This window comes from Pseudomonas sp. NFPP07 (assembly GCF_900115645.1).
Taxonomy (GTDB): domain Bacteria; phylum Pseudomonadota; class Gammaproteobacteria; order Pseudomonadales; family Pseudomonadaceae; genus Aquipseudomonas; species Aquipseudomonas chlororaphis.
Genome location: NZ_FOXG01000001.1, coordinates 574,988 through 601,245 on the forward strand (window position 1 = coordinate 574,988; position 26,258 = coordinate 601,245).

The window sequence follows — 26,258 nt, forward strand, 5'->3', positions numbered from 1 at the left end:
CTTGACCGGCCGATAGATCAGAAAAGACTGAAAAATAGTTCAGATAATTCCCCAAGGAGAGGAGGAAATATCAACTTACTTTCAACCCCGCCCATTTTGCGCGCTTTTATAAGAGCACGCTCGTGACATTAAGACCTAGCGGACACCACAAGCCATGAACAAAAACCTGCGCTTCAGCCATAAAATCCTGCTTGCCGCCGCCCTCATCGTTATTGCCGCCTTCGCTTCCTTCACGCTGTACAACGACTATTTACAGCGCAATGCGATCCGCGAAGACCTGGACAATTACCTGCATGAAATGGGCGATGTGACCGCCAGCAACATCCAGACCTGGCTCACCGGGCGCATCCTGCTGATCGAAAACCTGGCGCAAAACCTGGCGATCGAACCGCAATCGACCAAGGTGGCCAGCCTGCTCGAACAGAAGGCCCTGACCTCGACCTTCATGGCCTCCTACCTGGGCGATGCCAGCGGCAGCTTCACCATCCGCCCGGACGCGAAGATGCCCGACGGCTTCGATCCGCGCGTTCGCCCCTGGTACAAGGGTGCCGAAAGCAGCAGCGGCTCGACCCTCACAGAACCCTATATAGATGCAGCTACCGGCCAGTTGATCATTTCCGTCGCCACCGCCTCGCGTAACGGCGGGCAAAGCATCGGCGTGGTGGGCGGCGACTTGAGCCTGCAAACCCTGATCGAAACCCTCAACGCCCTGGATTTCGACGGCATGGGCTATGCCTTCCTGGTCAGCGCCGACGGCAAGATCCTGGTGCATCCGGACAAGGCGCTGGTGATGAAGAGCCTGAGCGAGGCCTACCCGCAGAACACGCCACGCATCAGTGGCGATTTCAGCGAAATCGAAGTCGAGGGCAAGACCCGCATCGTCACCTTCACCCCGATCAAGGGCCTGCCGTCGGTGAACTGGTACATCGGCCTGTCCGTGGACAAGGACAAGGCGTTCTCGATGCTCAGCGAGTTCCGCGCTTCGGCCATCATTGCCACCGTCATCGCCGTGGCCATCATCATCGCCCTGCTGGGCATGCTGATCCGGGTGCTGATGCAGCCCCTGCATGTCATGACCCGCGCCATGCAGGACATCGCCGACGGCGAAGGCGACCTGACCCGCCGCCTGACCATCCAGAACCAGGATGAATTCGGCATCCTCGGCACCGCGTTCAACCGCTTCGTGGAACGCATCCACGGTTCGATCCGCGAAGTCTCGTCGGCCACCGAGCACGTCAACGAAGTCGCCCTGCGCGTGGTCAGCGCCTCCAATTCGTCGATGCTCAACTCCGACGAGCAGGCCAGCCGCACCAACAGCGTGGCCGCGGCGATCAATCAGCTCGGCGCCGCCGCCCAGGAAATCGCCCGCAACGCCGCCCAGGCCTCGCAACAGGCCAGCGACGCGCGCAGCCTGGCCGAGGACGGCCAGCAAGTGGTGGACCGCAGCATCCTGGCGATGAACCAGCTGTCGGACATGATCAGCGCCTCCAGCAGCAACATCGAAACCCTCAACAGCAAGACCGTGAACATCGGGCAGATCCTCGAAGTCATCACCAGCATCTCCCAGCAGACCAACCTGCTGGCCCTCAACGCGGCCATCGAGGCGGCGCGGGCGGGCGAGGCCGGGCGCGGCTTCGCCGTGGTTGCCGACGAGGTGCGCAACCTGGCCCACCGCACCCAGGAATCGGCGCAACAGGTGCAGACCATGATCGAGGAGTTGCAGGTCGGCGCCCGCGAGTCGGTCAGCACCATGAGCAACAGCCAGCGCCACAGCCAGGACAGTGTGGAGATCGCCAACCAGGCCGGCGAGCGCCTGAACAGCGTGACCCAGCGCATCGGCGAGATCGACGGCATGAACCAGTCCGTGGCTACCGCGACCGAGGAACAGACCTCGGTGGTGGAGTCGATCAACATGGACATCACCGAGATCAACACCCTGAACCAGGAAGGGGTGGAAAACCTGCAGTCGACCCTGCGCGCCTGTTCCGACCTCGAGCAGCAGGCCGCACGCCTGAAGCAACTGGTCGGCAGTTTCCGTATCTGATCCCTTCAGCCACCCGGCGCCTGGGCAACACCCAGGCACCGGACTGCCGACAATCCCTCCCGCATCCGCAGCAAACCGTTCATCCAGACGCATCGCCAACCGCCACGGCATCCCGACCGAACATCTATCCTTGATAAGGGTCAACCCTAGGGAGAACACCGGATCGGAGGGATGATCATCGTGCATATCGCTGACATAACCATGTTCTACGCCCCTGCCAGCGGTGGCGTGCGCACTTATCTGGACGCCAAGCATCGTCGCCTGGGACGCCAACCAGGAATCCGCCACAGTTTGTTGATCCCCGGGGCCCACTTCAGCGAACGCGACGGCATCTATGAAGTCCCCGCTCCCGCCCTGCCCTTTGGCAAGGGCTACCGTTTTCCCCTGCGCCTGGGGCCCTGGCGCAATATTCTCCATGGCCTGCAACCGGACCTGATCGAAGTCGGCGACCCTTACCTCACCGCCTGGGCGGCCCTGGATGCGCGGCGCCAGTTGGATGTACCTGTGATCGGCTTTTATCACTCGGACCTGCCGCTGCTGGTCAGCAACCGCATGGGCCCCTGGTTCACCCCGAATGTCGAGGCCTATGTGCGCAAGCTGTACGGCAACTTCGACCGGGTCCTGGCCCCCAGCCAGGTCATGGCCGACAAACTGATCGGCCTGGGCGTGCGCAACGTCTATGTGCAACCGCTGGGCGTCGACCTGCAGACCTTCCACCCGAGTCATCGCGACCCCGGCCTGCGCACCGAACTGGGGATTGCCGAAGACAGCCGCCTGCTGATCTTTGCCGGTCGCGGCTCCAAGGAAAAGAACCTGCCGGTGCTGCTCAACTGCATGCAACGCCTGGGCAAGCGCTACCACCTGCTGCTGGTGGGCTCGGCCATGCCAACGGCGGTGCCGGAGAATGTCACGGTGATCGACGAGTTCTGCCCGGCCCCTCAGGTCGCCCGCCTGATGGCCAGCGCCGATGCCCTGGTCCATGCCGGGGACCAGGAAACCTTTGGCTTGGTGATCCTCGAAGCCATGGCCAGCGGCATTCCCGTGGTGGCGGTGGCCGCCGGGGCCTTCCAGGAAATCGTCACCGCGGAAGGCGGCTTGCTCTGTGCGCCGAACAATCCGCTGGCGATGGCCCGTGCCGTGCAGGAGCTGTTCGCCCAAGGCTGTGCCGAGCGAGGCCAACGGGCGCGCCGCCATGTCGAACGTTATTACGCCTGGGATACGGTGGTCGCCAGCCTGCTGGAGCACTATCGCGCCGTGCTCGGCACCCAGCAGCCGATGCTGGCCCATGGTTGAGTCCGCCGGGGGGCCCAGCGTGCTGCTGGTATTGCACGATGTCGCGCCACAAACCTGGATCGACTACCAACCCTTCGTCGAAGCCGTCGACGCCATGGGCAACGTGCCGATGACCTGGTTGGTGGTACCGGATTTTCACCGGCACAACCCGCTCGATGCTCATCCCGGCTTTCGCCGTCTGCTCAGCGCGCGCCTGGAACGCGGCGACGAACTGGTGCTGCACGGTTACTTCCATTGCGACGAGGGTCCGCCACCGCGCACCCCGTATGACTGGTTCATGCGTCGCGTGTACACCCATGAGGGTGAGTTCTACAGTCTCTCGGAAAACGCCGCCCTGGCACGCCTGCATGCCGGGCTGGAACTGTTCCAGCGCTATAACTGGCCCCTGCAGGGCTTCGTCGCCCCCGCCTGGCTGATGAGCCCGGGTACGCGCCAGGCCCTGCGCCAACTGCCCCTGCGTTACACCAGCGGCCCGCAGCATCTGTACCGGCTGCCGGACTTCTCGCCGATCGCCGCCCCCGGCCTGGTGTGGAGCGCCCGCAGCGCCTGGCGCCGCAAAGCCTCCCGGCTGCTCAGCCTGCAACGCGAACGACGCTGGCAGCAGGCATCGGTGATTCGCCTCGGCCTGCACCCGGTGGACATGCGTCACCCCGACTCGCGCCAGTACTGGCTGGACACCCTCGAACGCCTGCTGGAGCAAGGACGCCAGCCACTGACCAAGGCCGACTGGCTCGACACCCAGCCGCCAAGGGCACGCGGTACCCCATGAGCCGGGCGATCTGGCTGGCCATGGCCTTGTTGGCGGCGCTCCTGGTACCGCTGCTGCTGGGCGGCGGCGAACTGTGGGGGCGGGTCCAGCGTTTTTCCCTGCCGTTGCTGCTGGGCATGCTGAGCATGATTCTGCTGTGCTGGATCATCAATTCGCTGCGCCTGAGCCTGCTGCTGGGCCGACACCGCGGCCGGCTGGGGCGTTGGAAGAGTCTCGCGGTGGTAATGTCCACCGAGTTCGCCATGTGCGCCACGCCCGGCGGCAGTGGCGGCCCCCTGACCTTGATGGCCCTGCTGGCGCGTAACGGCGTGCGTCCGGCTCACGGCAGCGCGGTGTTCGCCATGGATCAATTGAGCGACCTGCTGTTCTTCCTCTGCGCGCTGCTGGGGATCCTGTTCTACGCGCTGTTTCAGAACCTCAGCCAGCGTTTGGAATGGCTGCTGGCCCTCAGCAGCCTTTCGCTGTTCGGCGGGTTATGCATCTGCCTGGCGATAGCCCGCTACCACCGTCGCCTGATCCTGCTCAGCGGCCATCTGCTTGCGCCCTTCAAGATTCGCCCCGCGACCCGTCGGCGCCGGGCGCGCAAATGGCTGCATTTCCTCAAGGCCTTCGGCGATAGCCTGAAACTGCCCTGGCAGACCCTGACGGGGGTCTTTGCCCTGACCTGCATGCATTGGGCTCTGCGCTACAGCGTGCTGTACCTGGCGTTGCGCGGGCTGGGGGTGGACCTGCAATGGGCCTGGACCTTTCTGATTCAGATGCTCGCCCTGAGCGCAGGGCAATTCAGCCTGCTGCCCGGCGGCGCGGGAGCGGCGGAGCTGACATCGGCGGCGCTGCTGGCGCCCATGGTGGGGAAATCGACGGCGGCCGCGGCCATCCTGATCTGGCGGGCCGTTACCTACTATTTCTATCTGCTGGCCGGCGGGCCGGTATTCCTGATGATGGTCGGGCGCCCCTTGCTGCGCACCCTGATGAAGCTCAAGCAGGCTTAGGCGGCTCTGTATCCGGGGCATCCTGCTGCAACTGCTGCCACAACTCGGCGGCGCCGGGAAACTCGGTACCGTCCTCGGCGCTCATGTCGTCCGGGTCGTAACGGCTCAGGCAGCCCTCGCCGAGGGTGGCGGGTGCCTTGGATGTGGCTTTGTCCAGTGGATCACTCATCGGTCGATCCTCATGAAAAATCGCCGGACCTGGGGCTTGGATGCCCGGGCCCGGCGGATTCGATCAGAGCGCTTTTAATCAGAACACTCTGGATCAGAACACGACAGTCTTGTTGCCGTGCACCAGCACGCGGTCTTCCAGGTGGTAGCGCAGGCCGCGGGCCAGGACCATCTTCTCGACGTCACGACCGAAACGCACCATGTCTTCGATGCTGTCGCTGTGGCTGACACGGACCACGTCCTGCTCGATGATCGGGCCGGCATCCAGCTCTTCGGTCACGTAGTGGCAGGTCGCGCCGATCAGCTTCACACCACGCAGGGAAGCCTGGTGGTAAGGCTTGGCGCCGACGAACGACGGCAGGAAGCTGTGGTGAATGTTGATCACCTTGTGCGCGTATTCGCGGCACAGCTCTGGCGGCAGGATCTGCATGTAGCGCGCCAGCACCACCACTTCGGCGTCGTGCTGCTTGACCAGGCGCGAGACCTCGGCGAACGCCGGCTCCTTGTCCTGAGGGTTGACCGGCACGTGGTAATAAGGAATGCCATGCCATTCGACCATGCTGCGCAAGTCGTCGTGGTTGGAAATCACACAGGAGATCTCGCAGTCGAGTTCGTCGCTGTGCCAGCGGTGCAACAGGTCCGCCAGGCAGTGGGACTCACGGCTGGCCATCAACACCACACGCTTCTTCTGCGCGGTATCGGTGATGCGCCAGTCCATCGAGAACTCTTCGGCAATCGGCGCAAAGGCTTCACGAAAGGCTTCAAGGCCGAACGGCAAAGAGTCGGCACGTATTTCGTGACGCATGAAGAACCAGCCACTCAGGTCATCCGAGTGGTGACTGGCTTCGGTGATCCAGCCGTTGTGGGACGCCAGAAAGTTACTGACTTTGGCAACGATGCCAACGCGGTCCGGGCAGGAAATCACCAACCGAAAAGTGCGCATGAGGGGGAAACTCCAGAACTTCGCAAAGGCCGCCATTCTAGCGATTGCGCGACAAAACTGCAGTATTCGTGATGTCGGAATCCGATTCCTCTGAGCAGCCTGTAGGGCTCATGCCCGATGCGAGAGGGAAATCAGCCACACTTGGAAATAGTCCTATAACTTTGTGGAAAATAGTCGTGCGGACTCGTTCACAATATTTAACTCATCAATCAGGATCTTTGCTAAACACTCTAATCAAATTAAATAAAAGCCGGCTTTATTGTTTACTTGAGGAAACTGCCTGACTATTATTACGCCACTGTCACCTGCCACTCAGCACTCAACATAAGGCAATTCTCATGTCCCTGATCAACGAATACCGCGCCACAGAAGAAGCTATCAAAGAGCTGCAAGCCCGTTTGAAGAACCTGTCGCAAGACGACAAACTGCAAGCCGAGCTGGAATTCGAAGGCAAACTGCGCGCCCTGATGGGTGAATACTCCAAGTCCCTGCGCGACATCATCGCGCTGCTGGATCCGGACTCGAAAGTTAAGGCGCCACGTGTTGCCGCCAAAACTACCGGCACCAAGCGCGCACGCAAGGTCAAACAATACAAGAACCCGCACAACGGCGAAGTCATCGAAACCAAGGGCGGCAACCACAAAACCCTGAAAGAGTGGAAAGCCAAGTGGGGCGGCGACGTGGTCGAAGGCTGGGCAACCCTGCTGGGTTAAGCCGTATAGCCGTCACAGAGGGATTTGCGACCTTATGAAAAAACGCCAGCTTGCTGGCGTTTTTTTATTTCCGGCAAATGCCCGGAATGTACTAAGCCGAACAATCAAACCCCGAAACGCAGGGCCAGCGACCGGCTGTAATCCTGCCATTCATCCAGCACCTGACGCTGAATCGTTGTAGCACTCAGCCGTAGTTCGGCAGCCGCCTGATTGAAACTTTCCAGGGTATTGGGCGCTCCCCACTGCGGGTCGCACAGGCGCTGCTGACAGAATGACTTCCAGCGTTCTTGCTCCTCCCCGTTCAAGGTTTCAGGAAAGTTACGGGCGCGATAACGAAATAATAATTCGGGCAAACGTTCATCATCGAACGGCCATTGCTCTTGCCCTAAATGAAGCGGCTCGGCATTGCGCACTTGTTCGCATAAGCGTCGGTCGCGATCGCCGATAAAACCGTCGTACAACTGCTGCTCGGGATCGACGCTGGGGGCAAAGTCCTCGCTGGCATAAATAGCCGCAAGTTTATCCCGCCAAACTTCTTGTGCGTCACTTAGCCGCAGCGCCCGGGCCTTATATTCCGCCATATCCAGTTGCAAACGCTGCTGGTCTTCGCCACGCAACACATTCAGCGGCGCGACGACCGGACAGCGGTTGATATGGATCAGCTTCAACGGCACCGGCAACTCGCCTTCGGCCAGGTCTTCGCGGCGGGTATACAAACGCTGGCGCAGCGTCTCGGCGTCCAGCTCGAGCAATCCCTGTGGGTCCAGGTGCAGGTCACAGACAATCAGGGCGTTGCGGTTGCGCGGATGCCAGGCCAGCGGCAGGACCACACCGACATAACTGCGCGCCGCGGAAAAGCGTCCGGAAATATGCACCAGCGGTTGCAGCAGACGAACCTGGTCCATGACTTTCTGCTTGCTGCGCAACTGGAACAGCCATTCATACAACTTCGGCTGCTTGTCCCGAATCAACCTGGCCAGGGCAATAGTGGCGCGCACATCGGACAGCGCTTCGTGGGCATGCCCGTGATCGATGCCATTGGCGGCGGTCAGGCGCTCCAGCTTCAGGGTCACCCGCCCCTCCTCGTCCCGCGGCCAGACAATCCCTTCCGGGCGCAAGGCATAGGCGGTGCGCACCACATCGATCAGGTCCCAGCGGCTGTTGCCGCCTTGCCACTCGCGGGCATAAGGGTCGAAGAAATTCCGGTACAGGCTGTAGCGGGTCATCTCGTCGTCGAAGCGCAGGGTGTTGTAGCCGGCGCCACAGGTGCCCGGTGCCGCCAGCTGGGCGTGCACCCGGGTCATGAAATCGGCTTCGCTCAGCCCCTGTTCGGCCAGCCGGCCCGGGGTAATGCCGGTGATCATGCAGGCCGCTGGATGGGGCAGGATGTCGTCGCTGGGCTGACAGTAAAGATTGACCGGCTCGCCGATCTCGTTGAGTTCGAAGTCGGTGCGAATCCCCGCCACCTGCAACGGCCGATCGCAGCGCGGGTTGATGCCGGTGGTTTCGTAGTCGTACCAGAAGATGGAAGTCACGGGCTGTTCCTGAGCAAAAGACCGGCAAAGTCTAGGCGCTTGGCACCGGCCGCGGCCAGCCTTGTGATGATTCAAGGGTAACGGCGCACGTCACGCGGCACAGTAAATGATGTCGTTCGCCCCTCCGACACTGCTAGCATCAGGCGGTCATCCATCGCCACCAGGCCAGCCTCAAGTTGCCTATGCTCGAGACGACAGCACTGCCAGGGAAAGCATTGCCCCCGCCACTGGACACCCGCTACCAGGTCGAAACGCCAGAAGGCATCGACCTGCCGCTGCGGCCGGCGGGGCTGATGTCGCGTGCGCTGGCCTTTGCCATCGACCTGGGCTTTCGTGGCCTGATCCTCGGCGTGCTGTTTATTGTCCTGGGGTTTCTCGGCCAGCTCGGCATGGGGCTGGGCTCGATCCTGCTGTTTCTGGTCAGCTGGTGGTACATGGTGCTGTTCGAGGTGTTGAACCAGGGCTGCTCGCCAGGCAAGCAGCTGATGGGCCTGCGGGTCGTGCAGGACGATGGCACGCCCATCGGCTGGGGCCCTTCCCTGACCCGCAACCTGCTGCGTTTTGTCGACATGCTGCCGTTCGGTTATTGCCTCGGCGCCATCAGTTGCCTGCAGCACCCGACCTTCAAGCGCCTCGGCGACCTGGCGGCCGGCACCCTGGTGATCTACCGCGAGCAGCCGGTGGTTCGCCCGACCTTGCCGGCAGTGCCCGCCAGAACCGCCGCCTTCGCCCTGAGCCTGACTGAACAACGGGCCATCCTCAGCTTCGCCGAACGCCAGGAACAACTGTCCGCGGACCGGGTCCAGGAGCTGGCCGCGCTACTCGCCGAGCCTCTGCATGTAACGCCCGCGCAGGCCCGTGACGAACTCAATGGCATCGCCCGCGGACTGCTGGGGCCGACATGAAACAGAGCCTGTTCGAAAACCGTCATCAAGCCTTGTGGCAGCGCCTGCGCGAACAGCTCGAACAACTGGAACGCGGCCAGGCGACGCCCGAGACCTATGCCCGTTTCCCCGAGGATTACCGCCGCTTGTGCCAACACCTGGCCCTGGCCCAGGAACGCGGCTACAGCAGTTTCCTGGTCGACCCGTTGCAACAACTGGCGCTGCGCGGCCATCAGCAGCTCTATCGCCAACGCAGCCCGTTGGGCGCCCGGGTCCTGGGCTTTGTCCTGGCCGGTTTCCCGCAGCTGGTGCGCGAACAATGGCGCTTCGTCCTGGCCGCCAGCCTGGTGTTCTTTGGCAGCCTGCTGGGTATCGGCCTGCTGGTGTACCTGGTGCCCGAACTGATCTACAGCGTGGTCAGCCCGCAACAGGTGGCCGAAATGCAACGCCTCTACGATCCAGGCGCCAGTCGCCTGGGCCGCCTCGCCAACCGGGCCGCCGGCGAAGACTGGATGATGTTCGGCTACTACATCATGAACAACATCGGCATCGCTTTTCAGACCTTTGCCAGCGGCCTGCTGTTTGGCCTGGGGAGCCTGTTCTTCCTGTTCTTCAACGGCCTGACCATCGGCGCGGTGGCCGGGCACCTGACCCAGATCGGCTATGGCGCCACCTTCTGGTCGTTTGTCGTCGGCCACAGTGCCTTCGAACTCAGCGCCATCGCCCTGGCCGGCGCGGCGGGATTGAAAATGGGCTGGGCGCTGATCGCCCCCGGACGCCTGCCCCGCGGCGAAGCCTTGCTGCTGGCCGCGCGCACCAGCGTGCAGTTGATCTGCGGGGTCATCCTGTTCCTGCTGATCGCTGCCTTTATCGAAGCCTATTGGTCCTCCCTGACCTGGCCCGCGGCCTGGATCAAATACCTGGTCGGCGGCATCTGCTGGCTGCTGGTCCTGGCCTACCTGATATTCGCTGGACGCCGCCATGCGCCTGAGTGAAGCCAGCGTGGTGATTCGCCCGCGCACGACCTGGGAAGCCATGGACCTGGGAGTACTGCTGAGCCAGCGCCACCGACGCCTGCTAATGACCAGCTGGGCGCTGATCACCCTGCCGGTATTCGCCCTGCTCAGCCTGTTGCTCTGGGACTCGCCCACCCTCGCCCTGCTGCTGTTCTGGTGGCTCAAGCCGGCCTTCGAACGGCTGCCGCTGTACATCCTCGCCAAAGCCCTGTTCGGCGAAACCCCGACCTTGCGCCAGGCCCTGCGCCAATGGCCCAGGCTGCTCAAGCCGCAACTGCTGGCCAGCCTGACCTGGCGCCGCCTGAGCCTGAGCCGCAGTTTCATCATGCCCGTGGTGCAGCTCGAGGGCCTGAGCGGCGAGGCGCGCCAGCAACGGGTGCGGGTGCTGCAACAGCGCAATGCCGGGGCCGCGCACTGGCTGACTCTGATCGGCATGCACCTGGAAGGCATCTTGTGGATCGGCCTGCTGGCGTTGTTCTATCTGCTGCTGCCACAACAGATCGAGCTGGACTGGGACTGGCAGACGTTGATTGCCGCTGCCGAGCAGGATTGGCTCTGGCTCGAACACCTGACCAACGCTTTTTACGCGCTGGTCTTGATTGTCTGGGAGCCGGTGTACGTCGCCTGCGGCTTCAGCCTCTACCTCAATCGCCGCACGCTGCTGGAAGCCTGGGATATCGAACTGGTGCTGCGCCGCCTGCGGCAGCGCTTGAGTGGCGCCGCCCTGCTGCTGGTCCTGGGCAGCCTGAGCCTGCTGCCCCTGGCGCCAGAAGCCTGGGCCGCCGAGCCGGCCACTGGCCCTGACAGCCCGCGCCTGCTGGATCAACCGCTGACCAGCCAGGCCGCGAAAGACAGCATCAACCAGATCCTCGACCAGCCGCCCTTCAAGAACCCGCAGACCGTGACCCGTTACCGGTTCGACGAAGACAGCCCGAAAAGCGCTGAACAATCTGAGCTGCCGGGCTGGCTCAAGGCCCTGATCGATCGGCTCGACAGCAGCGTCTTCGGCGCCGCGGCCAAGGCCCTGGAGATCCTGCTCTGGGCCCTGCTGCTGGGGGCGCTGGCCCTGCTGGTGTGGCGTCATCGTGAATGGTTGCGGGCCTTTGTCGGCCGCCGCCCGCTGCCAGGCAAGCTACCCGCGCGAGCCGCTCCGCACCAGCTGTTCGGCCTGGACCTCAGCCCCAACGCCTTGCCCGAGGATGTCGCCGCCGCTGCCGAGGCACTCTGGCCACAGCAGCCACGCGAAGCCCTCGGGCTGTTGTACCGCGCGCTGCTGAGCCGGCTCCTGCATGACTTCCGCCTGCCGCTGAAACCGGCGGACACCGAGGGCCAGGTCCTCGAGCAGGTCAAGGCTTTGCAGTTGCCCCAGCTCCAGGCGTTCAGCAGCAGCCTGACCCTGCACTGGCAGAACCTGGCCTACGGTCATCGCCTGCCTCCCGCTCAGTTGAAGCAGGAACTGTGCGATGGCTGGCGTACCCTGTTCGGCCCGGGAGCCCCACGATGAACCGGCGCCTGCTGCCGCTGCTCGCGCTGCTGGTCGCTGGCCTGCTCGGCGGCTTGCTGCTGTACCTCTACCTCAACGCCCGGCCCTACCAGGAAACCATCGATCACGGCCCCTCCCCGCAAGCCCGCGCCAACCCTTACCTGGCGGCGGAAATGTTCCTGCGCCAGCGCGGCTTGCAGGTTCACCACGCCAACGGCCTGGAGGTGCTGCCGACCCTCAAGCCGCAGCAGAACAGCCTGTTGCTGCTGGGCGAGCGCTCGAACATGACGCCGCAGCAGGTCGAGCAACTGCTGGACTGGGCCAGGGCCGGCGGGCGCCTGCTGTTCGTCGCCGAAGCGCTGTGGAACAAAGAGGCCGGACGCAGCGGCGACCTGCTGCTCGATCGCCTGCACCTGCGCCAGTTTCTCAGCAAGGACCTCAAAGCCCCGCCGCCAGGCGCCGGCAAAGAGCCCTACCCGAAACTGACCAAGCTCTACCTGGAAGACCAAGACGCGCCGGCCTACATCGGTTTCGACACCGACTTCCACCTGGAAGACCCGGACAACCTCTCCCAGTCCTGGGCCAACAGCGCCCGGGCCACCCACATGATGCAACTGAGCTACGGCCAGGGTTCGGTGACCGTGCTCACCGACGCCGAGATCTGGAAGACTCCGTTGATCGCCAAGTACGACAACGCCTGGCTGCTCTGGTACCTGAGCGCCGACAGCGACGTCACCCTGCTGTTCGACACCGATCACGACAGCCTCTGGAGCCTGCTGCTGAAGTATTTCCCCCAGGCGCTGGTGGCCCTCGCCGCACTGCTCGGCCTGTGGCTGTGGCATGTCGGGGTTCGCCACGGACCGATGCAGGCCCCGATGCCCAGGGCCCGGCGCCAGTTGCGCGAGCACCTGCAAGCCAGCGCCCACTTCCTGTTGCGCCACACCGGTCAGCAGGGGCTGCTGCATAGCCTGCAGCAGGACATCCTGCGCCGCGCCCAGCATCGTCATCCCGGTTTCGAACGACTCACCGCCGCCGAACAAGGGCAGGTCCTGGCCCGCCTTACCCGGCAACCGGACAGCGTCATCAGCCAGGCCCTGGCTCCCCAGCCGGCACAACGCCTTTCCAGCGCCGACTTCAGCCGCCTGGTCACCCACCTGCAAACTCTCAGGAATGCCCTATGAGCGACCTTCCCGCCGAACCGCTTCCCGCCACCGAGCCCGGCCATGCCCAAGCGCATGCCGTCCAGCAACGCCAGCGCGCCAGCCAGCTGGCCCAGGCCCTGCGCCACGAACTGCAAAAGGTCGTGATCGGCCAGGACGCGGTGATCGACGACGTGCTCACTGCCCTGATCGCCGGTGGCCACGTGCTGCTCGAAGGCGTGCCCGGGCTGGGCAAGACCTTGCTGGTGCGCGCCCTGGCCCGTTGCTTTGGCGGCGAGTTCGCGCGTATCCAGTTCACCCCGGACCTGATGCCCAGCGACGTCACCGGCCATGCGGTCTACGACCTGCAGACCGAGCAGTTCAAGCTGCGCAAGGGCCCCTTGTTCACCAACTTGTTGCTGGCCGACGAGATCAACCGCGCGCCGGCCAAGACCCAGGCCGCCCTGCTCGAAGCCATGCAGGAGCGCCAGGTCACCCTCGAAGGCCGGGCGCTGCCCATCGCCCAGCCCTTCATGGTCCTGGCCACGCAGAACCCGATCGAACAGGAAGGCACCTACCCGCTGCCGGAAGCCGAACTCGACCGTTTCATGCTCAAGCTGCGCATGGATTACCCGGACAGCGACCAGGAATTGCACATGGTCCGCCAGGTCACCCGCTCGCCCCGGGCCGACATGCTCGACGTGCAACCGCTGCGTACCCTGCTGCAGGCCAAGGACGTGCTGGCCCTGCAGCGGATCGCCAGCGACCTGCCGCTGGACGAGCAGGTCCTCGACTACGCCGTGCGGCTGGCCCGGGCCACCCGCAGCTGGCCGGGGCTGACCCTCGGCGCCGGGCCGCGGGCGTCGATCGCCCTGGTCCGTGGGGCCCGGGCCAGGGCCTTGCTGCGCGGCGGCGAGTTCGTCATTCCGGACGACATCAAGGGCTGCGCCCTGGCGGTGCTGCGGCATCGCGTGCGGATCGCCCCGGAGCTGGATATCGAAGGCTTGTCGGTGGAGCAGGTGCTCAAGCAACTGCTCGATCAAGTGCCGGCGCCGCGACTGTGAGCTTCATGACTATGAGCCCGCCAAAGCGATGAAACCCTCACGCCTGTTTCTGACCTGGCTCGGCGTATTGCTGGCGCTGGACGTGCTGCTCGGCGCTGCGCGGGCCTACGGCCTCGCGGTCGCGGCCAGCCTGCAAGCGATTGCCTGGGGCCTGCTCCTGGCCCTGTTGCTGCTGGCCGTGCTGGACGCCTTCCGGCTCAGGCGCCTGCCTTCCCCCCAACTGCGGCGCCAGTTGCCCGGCAGCCTGCCCCTGGGGCGCTGGAGCGAAGTGCGCCTGGAGGTTCGCCACGACTTTGCCCAGCCGCTGACCCTGGAGCTGTTCGATCATGTGCCCGATGGCCTGGGCTTCGAATACCTGCCGCAGTCGCTGCTCCTGGAGCCGGGCCAGTCGCAGGAACTGGGTTATCGGGTGCGTCCGCTCAAGCGCGGCCATTTCAACTTCGAGCGCTGCGAGGTCAGCCTGCCCAGCCCGCTGGGCCTGTGGTCGGCGCGTCGGTTGCTGAAGCTCGACGACAGCACGCGCGTCTACCCGGATTTCGCCCGCCTCTACGGCGCCCGGCTGCTGGCCGTCGACAACTGGCTGAACCAGATCGGTGTGCGGCAACAGCCGCGCCGTGGCCTGGGCCTGGAGTTCAATCAGCTGCGCGAGTTTCGCGAGGGCGACAGCTTGCGCCAGATCGACTGGAAAGCCACCGCCCGGCAACGCACGCCGATTGCCCGCGAGTACCAGGACGAACGCGACCAGCAGATCGTCTTCATGCTCGACTGCGGGCGACGCATGCGCAGCCAGGACGGCGAACTGGCGCATTTCGACCACGCGCTCAACGCCTGCCTGCTGCTCAGTTATGTCGCCTTGCGCCAGGGCGACGCGGTGGGCCTGAGCACCTTTGCCGGCGAACGCCGCCGCTATCTGGCGCCGGTCAAGGGCGCGGGCCAATTGAGCGCCTTGCTCAACACTGTCTACGACCTGGACAGCAGCCAGCGCTGCGCCGACTTCCAGGCCGCCGCCAGCGAGCTGCTGGCCCGGCAGAAACGCCGGGCCCTGGTAGTGCTGGTGACCAACCTGCGGGACGAAGACGACGAGGAACTGCTGACCGCGGTCAAGCGCCTCGGGCGCCAGCACCGGGTGCTGGTGGCCAGCCTGCGCGAGGAAGTCCTCGATCAGTTGCGCCAGGCGCCGGTGCACAACCTGCCCGACGCCCTGACCTACTGCGGCACGATCAATTACCTGAATGCCCGCACCGACCTGCATGAGCGCCTGAGCGCCCAGGGCGTTGCCCTGCTCGATGTGCGGCCGGGTGAACTGGGGGCGGAACTGGTGACCCGTTACCTCAGCTGGAAAAAGGCCGGGACGCTGTAGCGGTCAGGCGGAGGTCTGCACCGGGTAGAAACTGAAATAGGTGCGCAAGGCCGTCACCAGCTCGCGGTACTCGGGAGGCGAACGCAGCAGCACGAAGCCGGTGTCGTAATGATGGGGCGTGACATCTTCATGGCACCAACGGCAAGAGGCGGTGATCTCGATCGGTTGCAGCTGGCCGTCGCGGCCGGGCACCTGCAGGCGCAACTCGAAATCGGCGCCGATCAGCATCGGCAACTGGCTGATCAACATGAAGCCATCTTCGGAAACGTTGCCCAGATAACCGATGGGTCGATCGGTCAGCCGATTGAAGACTTTCAAAAAACACGGCAACTGGTGCCGCTCGATCCGCCGGTCCGTGAACATGTCATGCATCGCTATTTAAGAAGGTCATTGCGCATCGTCGCGCCGAGGACTGTCGGCCCCGGCCGGCCCATTTTAGAAACAATACTCTAAAACAGGCCCACAGATGTTAGCTCAAGGCTCACGCGAGATCAGCAATAGCCTGATGACGATTGTTACAACGCGGTCGGACGCGCCTGAGCGCTGTTGCGCGAAGGGTAATGACCCAGTTGCTGCAGGGTTTCCAGGCGCGCGCGGGCGCGGTAGGCGTACTCGCTGCTGGGGTGTTCGGTGATGATGTACTGGTAGGTCTGCGCGGCATCGAGGAATAGCTTCTGCCGCTCCAGGCACTGTCCGCGCAGCATCGATACTTCGGGCTGGATATAAGGGCGCGAGCGACTCGTGCGGTCGACCTGGCTCAGTTCGAGCATCACCCGTTCGCAGTTGCCGGCGTCGTAGGCGCGGTAGGCGGTATTCAGATGATGGTCCATCGACCAGCGGGTACAGCCGACAACACTGACGGCCAGGGCAGCAATGAGCACGAATCGCATGGGGGTTCTCCTGTCTTGTGCACGTTATCGACCCGCGTTGGAAAATCTTCAGGAATGTTCGTTTAAAGAAACAAACGAATAAGTAGTGCAAACGAACAATGACTACAGCTGCGGACCATAGTAGCCTCTCGTTGCGCTTGAACTCAGGAGTCTTTGCATGTCCGTCCGTCGTACCAAAATCGTCGCTACCCTTGGCCCGGCCAGTAACTCGCCGGAAGTTCTCGAACAGCTGATTCTGGCTGGCCTGGACGTCGCCCGCCTGAACTTCTCCCACGGCACCCCGGACGAGCACAAGGCTCGCGCCAAGCTGGTGCGTGACCTGGCCGCCAAGCATGGGCGCTTCGTCGCGCTGCTGGGTGACCTGCAAGGCCCGAAGATCCGTATCGCCAAATTCGCCAACAAGCGCATCGAGCTGAAGATCGGTGACAAGTTCACCTTCTCCACCAGCCACCCGCTGACCGAAGGTACCCAGGACATCGTCGGCATCGACTATCCGGACCTGGTCAAGGACTGCGGCGTGGGCGACGAGCTGCTGCTCGACGACGGCCGCGTGGTGATGCGCGTCGACACCGCCACCAGCACCGAACTGCATTGCACCGTGACCATCGGCGGCCCGCTGTCGGACCACAAGGGCATCAACCGTCGCGGTGGCGGCCTGACCGCTCCGGCCCTGACCGAAAAAGACAAGGCCGACATCAAGCTGGCCGCGGCCATGGACCTGGACTACCTGGCCGTGTCCTTCCCGCGCGACGCCGCTGACATGGAATACGCCCGCCAACTGCGCGACGAGGCCGGCGGCACCGCCTGGCTGGTGGCGAAGATCGAGCGCGCCGAAGCCGTGGCCAACGACGAAACCCTCGACGGCCTGATCAAGGCCTCCGACGCCGTGATGGTGGCCCGTGGCGACCTGGGCGTGGAAATCGGCGACGCCGAGCTGGTGGGCATCCAGAAGAAAATCATTCTGCACGCCCGTCGCCACAACAAGGCGGTGATCGTCGCGACCCAGATGATGGAGTCGATGATCCAGAACCCGATGCCGACCCGCGCCGAAGTGTCCGACGTGGCCAACGCCGTGCTCGACTACACCGACGCCGTGATGCTCTCGGCCGAATCCGCCGCCGGCGCCTACCCGCTCGAAGCCGTCCAGGCCATGGACCGCATCTGCATCGGCGCGGAAAAGCATCCGACCAGCAAGACCTCCAGCCACCGCATCGGCAAGACCTTCGAGCGCTGCGACGAGAGCATTGCCCTGGCCACCATGTACACCGCCAACCACTTCCCGGGCGTGAAGGCGATCATCGCCTTGACTGAAAGCGGCTACACCCCGCTGATCATGTCGCGTATCCGTTCCTCGGTGCCGATCTACGCGTTCACCCCGCACCGCGAAGCCCAGGCCCGCACCGCGATGTTCCGTGGCGTCTACACCATCCCGTTCGACCCGGCGTCCCTGCCGCCAAGCGAAGTCAGCCAGAAGGCCATCGACGAGCTGGTCAAGCGCGGCGTCGTGAAGAAAGGCGACTGGGTGATCCTGACCAAGGGCGACAGCTACCACACCACCGGCGGCACCAACGGCATGAAGATCCTGCACGTTGGCGACCCGATGGTCTAAGCCACCTGACGCAACAATAAAAAGCCCCGCAGTGAAGACTGCGGGGCTTTTTCATGGGGGCATATTTATGGAACTCACGAACCTATAGCCGCTGCCGCCAGGCTGCGACAAGGCCGCCAGGCCTTCAGCGATCTTGGGACCTTACGCCCCCTTCGTCGGAATGCCGCCCAAATCGATCGCAGCCTCCGGCAGCGGCTACACGAGCGGCGCCGATTTCAGCTCTTGGCAAGAAACCCCGATAAAGCCGCCAGCGCTTCCGGCGAATGCAGGCGCTGGGTGAACAGGGCGCCCTCCTCCTCGATCACCTTGCGCAGCTGTTCGCGATCGGGCGTGCGCATCAGCTGCTTGCTGATCTGCACCGCCTGCGGCGCCAGCTTCTCGAAACGCAGCGCCATCTCCCGGGCCTTGTCCAGGGTCGCCGCACCGTCGGCCAAGGCCAGGTTGGCAATACCCCACTGCGCAGCCTGTTCACCGCTGAAACCTTCGCCCAGCAGCAACAGCTCGGCGGCCCTGGCCTGCCCGAGCAAGCGCGGCAGGATCAGGCTGGAACCGAACTCGGGGCACAAACCGAGATTGACGAAAGGCATGCGCAACCGGGCATCGCGGCTGACGTACACCAGGTCGCAATGCAGCAGCAGGGTGGTGCCAATCCCCACGGCCGGCCCGGCAACCGCGGCGACCACCGGCTTGCGGCACTCGAACAGGCTGAGCATGAACTGGAAGACCGGGCTGTCGAGACCGGTAGGTGGCTGCTGGAGGAAGTCGGCAATGTCGTTGCCGGCGGTAAAGCAGTCGCTGCTGCCGCTGATCAGTACCGCGCGGACCTCAGGGTCGGCGTCGGCTTGCCGCAGTCCTTCGGCCAGCTGGCTGTACATGGCCCGGGTCAGGGCATTTTTCTTGTCCGGGCGGTTCAGGCGCAGGGTCAGCAGCCCGCCCTCGCGTTCAAGCAGGATGGTGTCGGTCATGGGTGGTCTCGCTCAGGCCGGATCAGCGCTCAACCACGGGGCAGGAATACGTCGGCCAGCAGTTGATTGCGCGGCAGCCCCGCCAGGTACAAGCGTCGGGCGAAGGCATCGACGCTGTCGGGGTGCCCGCAGAGTAAGGCCAGGGTTTGCCGCGAAACAAGCCGCAGTTGTGCCAAAGCCGCTGGCAGCTCGGTCGCGGTCAACAGCTCGACACTGAGGTTGGCGTGGCTCGCCGCCAGCGCCGCCAGGGGCTTGGCCAGGTAATGTTCGCTGGCGTCATGGGCCAGGTGAATGACGCGGATGTCGCCCTGATGATCCTGGCGCAAAGCCTCGCGCAGGATGCCGAACAACGGCGCCAGCCCGGTGCCCGCCGCCAGCAGCCACAATGGCCGGGTTTGCCAGTCCGGGTCGTAGTGCAGCGCCCCGCCGCGCAGCTCGCCCAGGCGCAACCCATCGCCGGGCTTGAGCTGGCGCGCCGCGTCGCTGAACGCGCCGGGCTGGCGGCAATCGAGGTGGAACTCGAGAAAGCGGTCTTCGCCGGGCAGGCTCGCCAGCGAATACGGCCGCGCCACGCCGGAAGCCGTCCACAGCACCAGGTGCTGGCCGGCCTGATAACGCAGGTTGCGCTCCGGCTGCAAACGCAGGCGCAGCACCGTGGCCGACAACCAGTCCACACCGACCACCTCGGCCGGCGCGCCATCGCGCAGCGGGTCGTAGGTTTCGACCCGCAGGTCTTCCACCACCTGACACTGACAGGCCAGCCGCCAACCGCGCTGGCGCTGATCGTCGCTCAAGGCATCGGGCCGGCTGTCGCTGGGCAGGCCCTCGACGCAGTGCACCAGGCAGGCGTGGCAACTGCCGGCGCGGCAGCTGTAAGGCACCGCAACGCCGGCCTGATTCAAGGCATCCAGCAGATTGCTGCCAGCGACCACCGACCACTGCCGCTCACCGACACGCAGCTCAGGCATCGATATTTTCCCAGGCCGCGGCGCAGCGATTGCGTCCGTCGCGCTTGGCCCGATACAGCGCCTGGTCGGCACGTTGCAGGGCATCGTCCAGATCGTCGCCCAGCTCCACCAGGGTCATCCCCACGGACAGGCTCAGGCCAGGCACCTCGACCCCGATCAACTGGGCGTCCATAAAGGCCACGCGCAGACGCTCGCAGCAGGAGGTCAGGCGTTCGGGATCGCAATCGGGCAACAACATGACAAACTCCTCGCCGCCGTAGCGGGCCAATACATCGCCATCGCGCAGACAGGCGCTGGCTACGGCGGCGAACGCCTGCAGCACCTGATCGCCCGCGGCATGGCCGTGCACGTCGTTGATCCGCTTGAAGTGATCGAGGTCGATCAGCGCCAGGCCATGCATCTGCTCCAGGCTCATCGCGTGCAGTTCGCGCGACGCCAGCCGCAGGAAATGCCGTCGATTGTACAGGCCGGTCAGTTCGTCGGTGGCGACCAGGTCCTCCAGTTGTCGCATCATGCCGCGCAAGGTGTCCTGGTGCGCCTGCAAGGCGAAGCGCCGTTGCCGCATGCGCTGCCGGGAAGTCTGCACATAGCTGGCGTACAGGCATAGCCAGATCAGCACCGCGAACAGCACGCACACCTGCAAGGCGGCGAGCATCGGATCGGCCAGCCGGAAGTAGTATCCGTCCCACAGCGTGATCCCGGCAAAACCGATGAAAATGCACAGGGCACACCGCACGAAGGCCCGGCGCGGAAGGTGGAACAGGCCGAACAGCAGTGTCAGCAGGTAGAACACCAGGAAGGTGCCGCGCGCCGTATCGAGGTGGGCCAGCAGCCAGGTCTGCCAGCCGATGGCCAGGAGTATCTGGATCTCGGTCAGGCTCGGATCGCGAAAGCGCAGGTTGCGCCCGGAGACAAACAGCCAGAACAGCAGCGCCTGACTCAGCACCACCAGGCCGGTATCGATCAGCGCCGAACGCACCGGCGCCGAATAGTAGCCACTGAAAATGGCCAGCCAGAGCAGCAGCAACGCCAGTCCATAGGTACCCGCCGCAAGAACGAAGCGCTTGAGTAAAAGACTCTGGATAGCGTTATGGGTCAATCGTTGACTCACCATGCGAAAGGGGGCTTTAAAGAGTTTCCTACCCTACAGGCCACTTGCCACTTTAGTGGTGTCGCCAAAAAATAACTATCCCATTTTTGTTCCCGCCCAGCGCCATCCGACCCGGGACCGCGCCCACCGTCATGCCTGGCGCCATCCCCCGACCGGCGCATGCCCGGCATGCGACTTTGGTTTGACTGCCGGCGCGTGTGCCCGGCCCCGAGGCGCGGTATACTGCCGCGCCTTTTTAGCGTCGCGCCAGTGTGTCCGGCGTGCCTTGAAGGTGCTTGCAACCGACCGATGCACCCAAGCTGCAAGCACCTTATTAAATGTTCCCGTCTTTTAGAGGAGCGCGACTCATGACCGTGATCAAGCAAGACGACCTGATTCAGAGCGTTGCCGACGCCCTGCAATTCATTTCCTACTACCACCCCGTGGACTTCATCCAGGCGATGCACGAAGCCTACCTGCGCGAAGAATCGCCAGCGGCCCGTGACTCCATGGCGCAGATCCTGATCAACTCGCGCATGTGTGCCACCGGCCACCGCCCGATCTGCCAGGACACCGGTATCGTCACCGTATTCGTACGCGTGGGCATGGACGTGCGCTGGGACGGCGCGACCATGAGCCTGGACGACATGATCAACGAAGGCGTGCGTCGCGCTTACAACCTGCCGGAAAACGTCCTGCGGGCCTCGATCCTCGCCGACCCGGCGGGCGCTCGTAAAAACACCAAGGACAACACCCCGGCGGTCATCCACTACTCCATCGTTCCCGGCAACACCGTGGAAGTGGACGTGGCGGCCAAGGGCGGCGGCTCCGAGAACAAGTCGAAGATGGCCATGCTCAACCCGTCCGACTCGATCGTCGACTGGGTGCTGAAGACCGTTCCGACCATGGGCGCCGGCTGGTGCCCGCCGGGCATGCTCGGCATCGGCATCGGCGGCACCGCCGAGAAAGCCGCGGTGATGGCCAAGGAAGTGTTGATGGAGTCCATCGACATCCACGAGCTGAAGGCCCGCGGCCCACAGAACCGTATCGAAGAGATGCGCCTGGAGCTGTTCGAGAAGGTCAACCAGCTGGGCATCGGTGCCCAGGGCCTGGGCGGCCTGACCACCGTGCTCGATGTGAAGATCATGGACTACCCGACCCACGCCGCCTCCCTGCCGGTGTGCATGATCCCGAACTGCGCCGCGACCCGTCACGCGCACTTCGTGCTCGACGGCTCTGGCCCTGCGTCCCTGGAAGCGCCACCCCTGGACGCCTACCCGGAAATCGTCTGGGAAGCCGGTCCGTCGGCCCGTCGCGTCAACCTCGACACCCTGACCCCGGAAGAAGTGCAGAGCTGGAAGCCGGGCGAAACCGTCCTGCTCAACGGCAAGATGCTCACCGGTCGCGACGCCGCGCACAAGCGCATGGTCGAGATGCTGAACAAGGGCGAAACCCTGCCGGTGGACCTCAAGGGTCGCTTCATCTACTACGTCGGCCCGGTCGATCCGGTCGGTGACGAAGTGGTTGGCCCGGCTGGCCCGACCACCGCGACGCGGATGGACAAGTTCACCCGCCAGATCCTCGAGCAGACTGGCCTCTTGGGCATGATCGGCAAGTCCGAGCGCGGCCCGACCGCGATCGAAGCGATCAAGGACAGCAAGGCCGTGTACCTGATGGCCGTCGGCGGCGCTGCCTACCTGGTGGCCCAGGCGATCAAGAAGTCCAAGGTCCTGGCCTTTGCCGAACTGGGCATGGAAGCGATCTACGAGTTCGAAGTCAAAGACATGCCGGTCACTGTCGCGGTCGACAGCAAAGGCGAGTCGGTGCACATCACCGGTCCTGCCATCTGGCAGAAAAAGATCAGTGAAAGCCTGGCGGTAGAAGTGCAGTAAGCGCTGCTTGCTGTTACCCAAGGCGGCGTTGCTCGATGAGCAGCGCCGCCTTTTTCATGCCTGCCCGGGCAAGGGCTGTCCACGGTCAACGAAGCCTCGGACAGGCGTGTTATCTTTCCTGCCCCCTTTCAGCCTGCCCTTGACTCATGGTCCAGATCTCCCGCCCGCTGCGCTTGACCTTCTATACCCTGGTGATTCTCGCCGGCGCCGTGGTCAGCGCGACCTTCGCCATGCGCCATGCCGAGCGCCAGGCGCTGGAGGACGATGCCGCCCGCGCCAGCGAGCAACTGGCGCTGTACGCCAACTCCCTGCATACCCTGATCGAACGTTACCGCGCCCTGCCCGCCGTGCTGGCGCTGGACCCGGAACTGCGCTCGGCGCTCAAGGGCCCGGTCGGCCCGCAGCAGCAGGACGCCCTGAACCGCAAACTGGAACAAATCAACGGCGCCGCCCGCTCCTCGACCCTGGAACTGCTGGACCACACCGGCCTCGCCGTGGCCGCCAGCAACTGGCGCCTGCCCAGCAGCTATGTCGGGCACAACTACGGCTTTCGTCCCTACTTCAGCCAGACCCGCAGCCAGGGCAGCGGGCGCTTCTATGCGGTGGGCGTCACCAGCGGTATTCCCGGCTATTTCCTCGCCAGCGCGGTCAAGGGTGAGCAGGAGCAGTTCCTCGGCGCCATGGTGGTGAAGCTGGAATTCCCCGAACTGGAGCGCGAATGGAGCCAGGGCAGCGACACTCTGTTGGTCAGCGATGCCCGGGGCATCGTGTTCATCGCCAACCAGCCGGGCTGGCGTTATCGCCAGCTGCGCCCGTTGTCGGACAGCGACCGCGCCGAACTCCAGGCCACCCGGCAATACGACAAGCAACGGCTGACCCCGCTCGAACACCGGCCGCTGCGACGCTTTGACGACAACAGCGCGCTGACCCGGGTCGAGGGCCCGGACGGCAGCGTCGACTACCTGTGGGAATCCCTGCCCCTGGCTACCGAAGGCTGGACCCTGCACCTGCTGCGCCGTCCGCAGATCGCCTTTGAGGACCGCCGCAATGCCGGCCTGGCCGCGGCCGGTGCCTGGCTGACCCTGGTGTTCCTGCTGCTGTTCCTCAACCAGCGCTGGCGCCTGGCCAGACTGCGCCAGCGCAGCCGCGAAGAGCTCGAACGCCTGGTTGAGGAGCGCACTCGCGATCTGCGCACCGCCCAGGACGGCCTGGTGCAATCGGCCAAGCTGGCAGCCCTGGGGCAGATGTCCGCAGCCCTGGCCCATGAAATCAACCAACCGCTGACCACCCAGCGCATGCAACTGGCCACCCTGCGCCTGCTGCTCGATCACGGGCGGATCGACGAGGCCTACCAGGCCCTGAAACCGCTGGACGATATGCTGACCCGCATGGCCAGCCTCACCGGCCACCTGAAAACCTTCGCCCGCAAGAGCCCCAGCGGCCTGCGCGAACGCCTGGACCTGGCGGCGGTGGTGGATCAGGCCCTGCAACTGCTGGACACCCGGCTGCGCGACGAACAGGTCGACACACGCCTGCAACTGACGCGCCCGGCCTGGGTCCGCGGCGATGCCATACGCCTGGAGCAGGTGCTGATCAACCTGCTGCGCAACGCCCTGGACGCCATGCGCGACAAGCCCCTCAAGCACCTGGAAATCCGCCTCGAAGCCGACCAGCAGCTGTGGAACCTGAGCGTCATCGACAGCGGTGGCGGCATCGCCGAAGAACACCTGCCGAACGTCTTCGATCCGTTCTTCACCACCAAGCCGGTGGGCGACGGCCTGGGCCTCGGCCTGGCGGTGTCCTACGCTATCGTCCACGAACTCGGTGGACGCCTGAGCGCCGGCAACCAGGGCCAGGGCGCGATCTTCACCCTGAGCCTGCCCATCGACCTGGAGGCGCATATCCCATGTTGAATTCGGTGATGCTGGTCGACGACGAAGCCAGTATTCGCACCGCCGTCGAACAATGGCTGAGCCTGTCGGGCTTCGAGGTGCAGCTGTTCAGTCGCGCCGAGGACTGCCTGGCCCGGCTGCCCAGGGACTTCCCCGGAGTGATCCTCAGCGACGTGCGCATGCCCGGCATCAGCGGCCTGGAGCTGCTCAAAGAGGTACAGCAACGCGACGCCGACCTGCCGGTGATCCTGCTGACCGGCCACGGCGACGTGCCGATGGCGGTGGAAGCGATGCGCGACGGCGCCTATGACTTCCTGGAAAAACCCTTCAGCCCGCAAACCCTGTTGAGCAGCCTGCGCCGGGCCCTGGACAAGCGCGGCCTGGTCCTGGAAAACCGGCGCCTGCACGAACAGGCCGATACCCGGGAGAAAATCGACTCCACCCTGCTCGGCGTATCCCGCGCCTTGCAGACCCTGCGGCGCCAGGTGGTCGACCTGGCCGCGCTGCCGGTCAACGTGCTGATCCGCGGCGAGACCGGCAGCGGCAAGGAACTGGTCGCCCGCTGCCTGCACGACTTCGGGCCGCGCGCCGACAAGCCTTTTGTCGCCCTGAACTGCGCGGCGATCCCCGAGCAACTGTTCGAAGCCGAGCTGTTCGGCCATGAAAGCGGCGCCTTTACCGGCGCCCAGGGCAAGCGCATCGGCAAGCTGGAATACGCCGATGGCGGCACCCTGTTCCTCGACGAGATCGAAAGCATGCCACTGGCCCAGCAGGTCAAGCTGCTGCGGGTGCTGCAGGAACAGAAGCTTGAGCGACTGGGTTCCAACCAGAGCATCGAGGTGGACCTGCGGATCATTGCCGCGACCAAGCCGGACCTGCTGGACGAAGCCCGCGCCGGGCGTTTTCGCGAAGACCTGGCCTACCGCCTGAACGTCGCGCAACTGCGCCTGCCGCCGCTGCGGGATCGACGCGAAGACATTCCACTGTTGTACGAACATTTCGCCCACGCCGCCGCCGAGCGTCTGGGCCGTAGCGTCGCGCCCCTGAGCGGGGCGCAGTTGAGCCGCCTGCTGAGCCACGACTGGCCGGGCAACGTGCGCGAACTGGCCAATGTCGCCGAACGCCAGGTGCTCGGCCTGGGCGAGCCCGAGCCGGAAACCATCGACCCCGGCCAGTCCCTGGCGGCGCAGCAGGAAGCTTTCGAAGCGCAATGCCTGCGGGCCGCGCTGACCCGACACAAGGGCGACATCAAGGCGGTGCTCGTCGAGCTGCAACTGCCGCGCCGCACCTTCAATGAAAAGATGCAGCGCCATGGGCTGGCGCGGGAGATGTTTCTTGGGGAGGAGTGATGCCCGAGGTCCTATCGCGAGCAAGCTCGCTCCTACAGGGATCACGTCGCTTCTGTAGGAGCGAGCTTGCTCGCGAAGACGCCCTCACCAACACCACCTTCATCGGCAATTTTCCGCTCACGTACTTTCGCCAATGAGCGGATTTCCGCTCATTGCAATCTCAAGCCCCTTCTAAACCAGGCCTTTCGGCTCCTGGCACA

General features: G+C 64.4%; 23 protein-coding genes. 15 read left to right on the top strand and 8 right to left on the bottom strand.

Annotated elements, in window-relative coordinates; translation table 11 throughout:
- Nucleotides 1–154: 154 nt before the first annotated feature.
- From BM019_RS02730 to BM019_RS02745, 4 genes are all read left to right on the top strand, one after another.
- Nucleotides 155–2,044, top strand: coding sequence for a methyl-accepting chemotaxis protein (locus BM019_RS02730; RefSeq protein WP_062824830.1), 1,890 nt, complete (start codon nt 155–157; stop codon nt 2,042–2,044).
- 171 nt (nt 2,045–2,215) lie between these two features.
- Nucleotides 2,216–3,337, top strand: a complete 1,122-nt coding sequence (locus BM019_RS02735; protein ID WP_009045302.1) for an N-acetylglucosaminyl phosphatidylglycerol synthase — start codon at nt 2,216–2,218, stop codon at nt 3,335–3,337.
- Entirely contained in the window at nt 3,330–4,106 is a 777-nt protein-coding gene (locus tag BM019_RS02740) for an N-acetylglucosaminyl phosphatidylglycerol deacetylase (RefSeq protein WP_092417540.1), read from the top strand. The genes BM019_RS02735 and BM019_RS02740 overlap by 8 nt, the downstream gene beginning before the upstream one ends.
- Entirely contained in the window at nt 4,103–5,098 is a 996-nt protein-coding gene (locus tag BM019_RS02745; RefSeq protein ID WP_085532099.1) for a glucosaminyl phosphatidylglycerol flippase, read from the top strand. Before BM019_RS02740 ends, BM019_RS02745 begins: the two co-directional genes overlap by 4 nt.
- Here the strand turns inward: BM019_RS02745 and BM019_RS02750 are convergent.
- Together BM019_RS02750 and purU are read right to left on the bottom strand one after the other, a co-directional pair.
- Nucleotides 5,085–5,267, bottom strand: coding sequence for a hypothetical protein (locus BM019_RS02750; RefSeq protein WP_007931171.1), 183 nt, complete (start codon nt 5,265–5,267; stop codon nt 5,085–5,087). The genes BM019_RS02745 and BM019_RS02750 overlap by 14 nt on opposite strands.
- Nucleotides 5,268–5,360: 93 nt before the next feature.
- Nucleotides 5,361–6,209, bottom strand: coding sequence for a formyltetrahydrofolate deformylase (gene purU / locus BM019_RS02755; protein WP_062824826.1), 849 nt, complete (start codon nt 6,207–6,209; stop codon nt 5,361–5,363).
- 338 nt (nt 6,210–6,547) lie between these two features.
- Between purU and mvaT the strand changes: the two genes are divergently transcribed.
- Nucleotides 6,548–6,922 (top strand): histone-like nucleoid-structuring protein MvaT, encoded by a 375-nt coding sequence (gene mvaT, locus BM019_RS02760; RefSeq protein ID WP_007931174.1) that lies wholly within the window; start codon nt 6,548–6,550, stop codon nt 6,920–6,922.
- A gap of 104 nt (nt 6,923–7,026) precedes the next feature.
- On the opposite strand, the gene sbcB is transcribed toward mvaT, so the two are convergent.
- The gene (sbcB, locus tag BM019_RS02765; RefSeq protein ID WP_092417541.1) at nt 7,027–8,457 is read right to left on the bottom strand and encodes an exodeoxyribonuclease I; all 1,431 of its coding nucleotides are present in this window, start codon (nt 8,455–8,457) and stop codon (nt 7,027–7,029) included.
- A gap of 182 nt (nt 8,458–8,639) precedes the next feature.
- On the opposite strand from sbcB, the gene BM019_RS02770 reads away from it, so the two are divergent.
- From BM019_RS02770 to BM019_RS02795, 6 genes are read left to right on the top strand one after another with little or no spacing between them, the layout of a single operon-like run.
- Complete coding sequence (locus tag BM019_RS02770) at nt 8,640–9,362, top strand: RDD family protein (RefSeq protein WP_009045307.1); 723 nt, start codon at nt 8,640–8,642, stop codon at nt 9,360–9,362.
- Nucleotides 9,359–10,336: a stage II sporulation protein M gene (locus BM019_RS02775; protein ID WP_062824824.1), complete on the top strand. Its 978-nt coding sequence runs from the start codon at nt 9,359–9,361 to the stop codon at nt 10,334–10,336. The genes BM019_RS02770 and BM019_RS02775 overlap by 4 nt, the downstream gene beginning before the upstream one ends.
- Nucleotides 10,323–11,861, top strand: coding sequence for a DUF4129 domain-containing protein (locus BM019_RS02780; protein ID WP_092417542.1), 1,539 nt, complete (start codon nt 10,323–10,325; stop codon nt 11,859–11,861). The genes BM019_RS02775 and BM019_RS02780 overlap by 14 nt, the downstream gene beginning before the upstream one ends.
- Nucleotides 11,858–13,021: a DUF4350 domain-containing protein gene (locus BM019_RS02785; RefSeq protein WP_092417543.1), complete on the top strand. Its 1,164-nt coding sequence runs from the start codon at nt 11,858–11,860 to the stop codon at nt 13,019–13,021. Before BM019_RS02780 ends, BM019_RS02785 begins: the two co-directional genes overlap by 4 nt.
- The gene (locus BM019_RS02790; protein ID WP_007931180.1) at nt 13,018–14,043 is read left to right on the top strand and encodes an AAA family ATPase; all 1,026 of its coding nucleotides are present in this window, start codon (nt 13,018–13,020) and stop codon (nt 14,041–14,043) included. Before BM019_RS02785 ends, BM019_RS02790 begins: the two co-directional genes overlap by 4 nt.
- A gap of 28 nt (nt 14,044–14,071) precedes the next feature.
- Nucleotides 14,072–15,403 carry a DUF58 domain-containing protein gene (locus tag BM019_RS02795; RefSeq protein WP_092417544.1) on the top strand — a complete coding sequence of 444 codons (1,332 nt, stop codon included), beginning with the start codon at nt 14,072–14,074 and terminating at the stop codon, nt 15,401–15,403.
- 3 nt (nt 15,404–15,406) lie between these two features.
- Here BM019_RS02795 and BM019_RS02800 read toward each other — a convergent pair whose 3' ends face one another.
- Together BM019_RS02800 and BM019_RS02805 are read right to left on the bottom strand one after the other, a co-directional pair.
- Complete coding sequence (locus BM019_RS02800; protein WP_009045313.1) at nt 15,407–15,766, bottom strand: PilZ domain-containing protein; 360 nt, start codon at nt 15,764–15,766, stop codon at nt 15,407–15,409.
- 152 nt (nt 15,767–15,918) lie between these two features.
- The gene (locus BM019_RS02805; protein WP_009045314.1) at nt 15,919–16,293 is read right to left on the bottom strand and encodes a hypothetical protein; all 375 of its coding nucleotides are present in this window, start codon (nt 16,291–16,293) and stop codon (nt 15,919–15,921) included.
- Nucleotides 16,294–16,450: 157 nt separating this feature from the next.
- On the opposite strand from BM019_RS02805, the gene pyk reads away from it, so the two are divergent.
- Nucleotides 16,451–17,902, top strand: a complete 1,452-nt coding sequence (gene pyk, locus BM019_RS02810; protein WP_007931191.1) for a pyruvate kinase — start codon at nt 16,451–16,453, stop codon at nt 17,900–17,902.
- A 215-nt stretch (nt 17,903–18,117) separates the two neighbouring features.
- Here pyk and BM019_RS02815 read toward each other — a convergent pair whose 3' ends face one another.
- Genes BM019_RS02815 through BM019_RS02825 form a run of 3 tightly spaced genes read right to left on the bottom strand, consistent with a single transcriptional unit; the run spans nt 18,118 to nt 20,934 of the window.
- Nucleotides 18,118–18,867 carry an enoyl-CoA hydratase-related protein gene (locus tag BM019_RS02815; RefSeq protein ID WP_085532113.1) on the bottom strand — a complete coding sequence of 250 codons (750 nt, stop codon included), beginning with the start codon at nt 18,865–18,867 and terminating at the stop codon, nt 18,118–18,120.
- Between the two features lie 29 nt (nt 18,868–18,896).
- Nucleotides 18,897–19,835, bottom strand: coding sequence for an iron-sulfur-binding ferredoxin reductase (locus BM019_RS02820; protein ID WP_092417545.1), 939 nt, complete (start codon nt 19,833–19,835; stop codon nt 18,897–18,899).
- The gene (locus BM019_RS02825) at nt 19,828–20,934 is read right to left on the bottom strand and encodes a GGDEF domain-containing protein (RefSeq protein WP_092417546.1); all 1,107 of its coding nucleotides are present in this window, start codon (nt 20,932–20,934) and stop codon (nt 19,828–19,830) included. Before BM019_RS02825 ends, BM019_RS02820 begins: the two co-directional genes overlap by 8 nt.
- Before the next feature lie 359 nt (nt 20,935–21,293).
- Between BM019_RS02825 and BM019_RS02835 the strand changes: the two genes are divergently transcribed.
- The 3 genes from BM019_RS02835 (at nt 21,294) to BM019_RS02845 (ending at nt 26,058) form a co-directional block, all read left to right on the top strand.
- Nucleotides 21,294–22,817, top strand: a complete 1,524-nt coding sequence (locus BM019_RS02835; RefSeq protein WP_007931196.1) for a fumarate hydratase — start codon at nt 21,294–21,296, stop codon at nt 22,815–22,817.
- Between the two features lie 146 nt (nt 22,818–22,963).
- A complete protein-coding gene (locus tag BM019_RS02840; RefSeq protein WP_092417547.1) occupies nt 22,964–24,730 on the top strand; it encodes an ATP-binding protein in 1,767 nt (588 codons plus the stop codon).
- Nucleotides 24,724–26,058 (top strand): sigma-54-dependent transcriptional regulator, encoded by a 1,335-nt coding sequence (locus tag BM019_RS02845; RefSeq protein WP_092417548.1) that lies wholly within the window; start codon nt 24,724–24,726, stop codon nt 26,056–26,058. The genes BM019_RS02840 and BM019_RS02845 overlap by 7 nt, the downstream gene beginning before the upstream one ends.
- The last annotated feature ends 200 nt before the right edge of the window (nt 26,059–26,258 follow it).

Bases quoted from the DNA above. Each gene is read 5' to 3' on its own strand.
- BM019_RS02775 (WP_062824824.1), top strand. From the start codon at position 9,359: ATGAAACAGAGCCTGTTCGAAAACCGTCATCAAGCCTTGTGGCAGCGC.
- BM019_RS02790 (WP_007931180.1), top strand. From the start codon at position 13,018: ATGAGCGACCTTCCCGCCGAACCGCTTCCCGCCACCGAGCCCGGCCAT.
- BM019_RS02845 (WP_092417548.1), top strand. From the start codon at position 24,724: ATGTTGAATTCGGTGATGCTGGTCGACGACGAAGCCAGTATTCGCACC.
- BM019_RS02730 (WP_062824830.1), top strand. From the start codon at position 155: ATGAACAAAAACCTGCGCTTCAGCCATAAAATCCTGCTTGCCGCCGCC.
- purU (WP_062824826.1), bottom strand. From the start codon at position 6,209: ATGCGCACTTTTCGGTTGGTGATTTCCTGCCCGGACCGCGTTGGCATC.
- BM019_RS02840 (WP_092417547.1), top strand. From the start codon at position 22,964: ATGGTCCAGATCTCCCGCCCGCTGCGCTTGACCTTCTATACCCTGGTG.
- BM019_RS02735 (WP_009045302.1), top strand. From the start codon at position 2,216: ATGATCATCGTGCATATCGCTGACATAACCATGTTCTACGCCCCTGCC.
- BM019_RS02780 (WP_092417542.1), top strand. From the start codon at position 10,323: ATGCGCCTGAGTGAAGCCAGCGTGGTGATTCGCCCGCGCACGACCTGG.
- BM019_RS02740 (WP_092417540.1), top strand. From the start codon at position 3,330: ATGGTTGAGTCCGCCGGGGGGCCCAGCGTGCTGCTGGTATTGCACGAT.
- mvaT (WP_007931174.1), top strand. From the start codon at position 6,548: ATGTCCCTGATCAACGAATACCGCGCCACAGAAGAAGCTATCAAAGAG.
- BM019_RS02750 (WP_007931171.1), bottom strand. From the start codon at position 5,267: ATGAGTGATCCACTGGACAAAGCCACATCCAAGGCACCCGCCACCCTC.
- BM019_RS02795 (WP_092417544.1), top strand. From the start codon at position 14,072: ATGAAACCCTCACGCCTGTTTCTGACCTGGCTCGGCGTATTGCTGGCG.
- BM019_RS02770 (WP_009045307.1), top strand. From the start codon at position 8,640: ATGCTCGAGACGACAGCACTGCCAGGGAAAGCATTGCCCCCGCCACTG.
- BM019_RS02785 (WP_092417543.1), top strand. From the start codon at position 11,858: ATGAACCGGCGCCTGCTGCCGCTGCTCGCGCTGCTGGTCGCTGGCCTG.
- BM019_RS02745 (WP_085532099.1), top strand. From the start codon at position 4,103: ATGAGCCGGGCGATCTGGCTGGCCATGGCCTTGTTGGCGGCGCTCCTG.
- BM019_RS02835 (WP_007931196.1), top strand. From the start codon at position 21,294: ATGACCGTGATCAAGCAAGACGACCTGATTCAGAGCGTTGCCGACGCC.
- BM019_RS02805 (WP_009045314.1), bottom strand. From the start codon at position 16,293: ATGCGATTCGTGCTCATTGCTGCCCTGGCCGTCAGTGTTGTCGGCTGT.
- BM019_RS02815 (WP_085532113.1), bottom strand. From the start codon at position 18,867: ATGACCGACACCATCCTGCTTGAACGCGAGGGCGGGCTGCTGACCCTG.
- pyk (WP_007931191.1), top strand. From the start codon at position 16,451: ATGTCCGTCCGTCGTACCAAAATCGTCGCTACCCTTGGCCCGGCCAGT.
- BM019_RS02820 (WP_092417545.1), bottom strand. From the start codon at position 19,835: ATGCCTGAGCTGCGTGTCGGTGAGCGGCAGTGGTCGGTGGTCGCTGGC.
- BM019_RS02800 (WP_009045313.1), bottom strand. From the start codon at position 15,766: ATGTTCACGGACCGGCGGATCGAGCGGCACCAGTTGCCGTGTTTTTTG.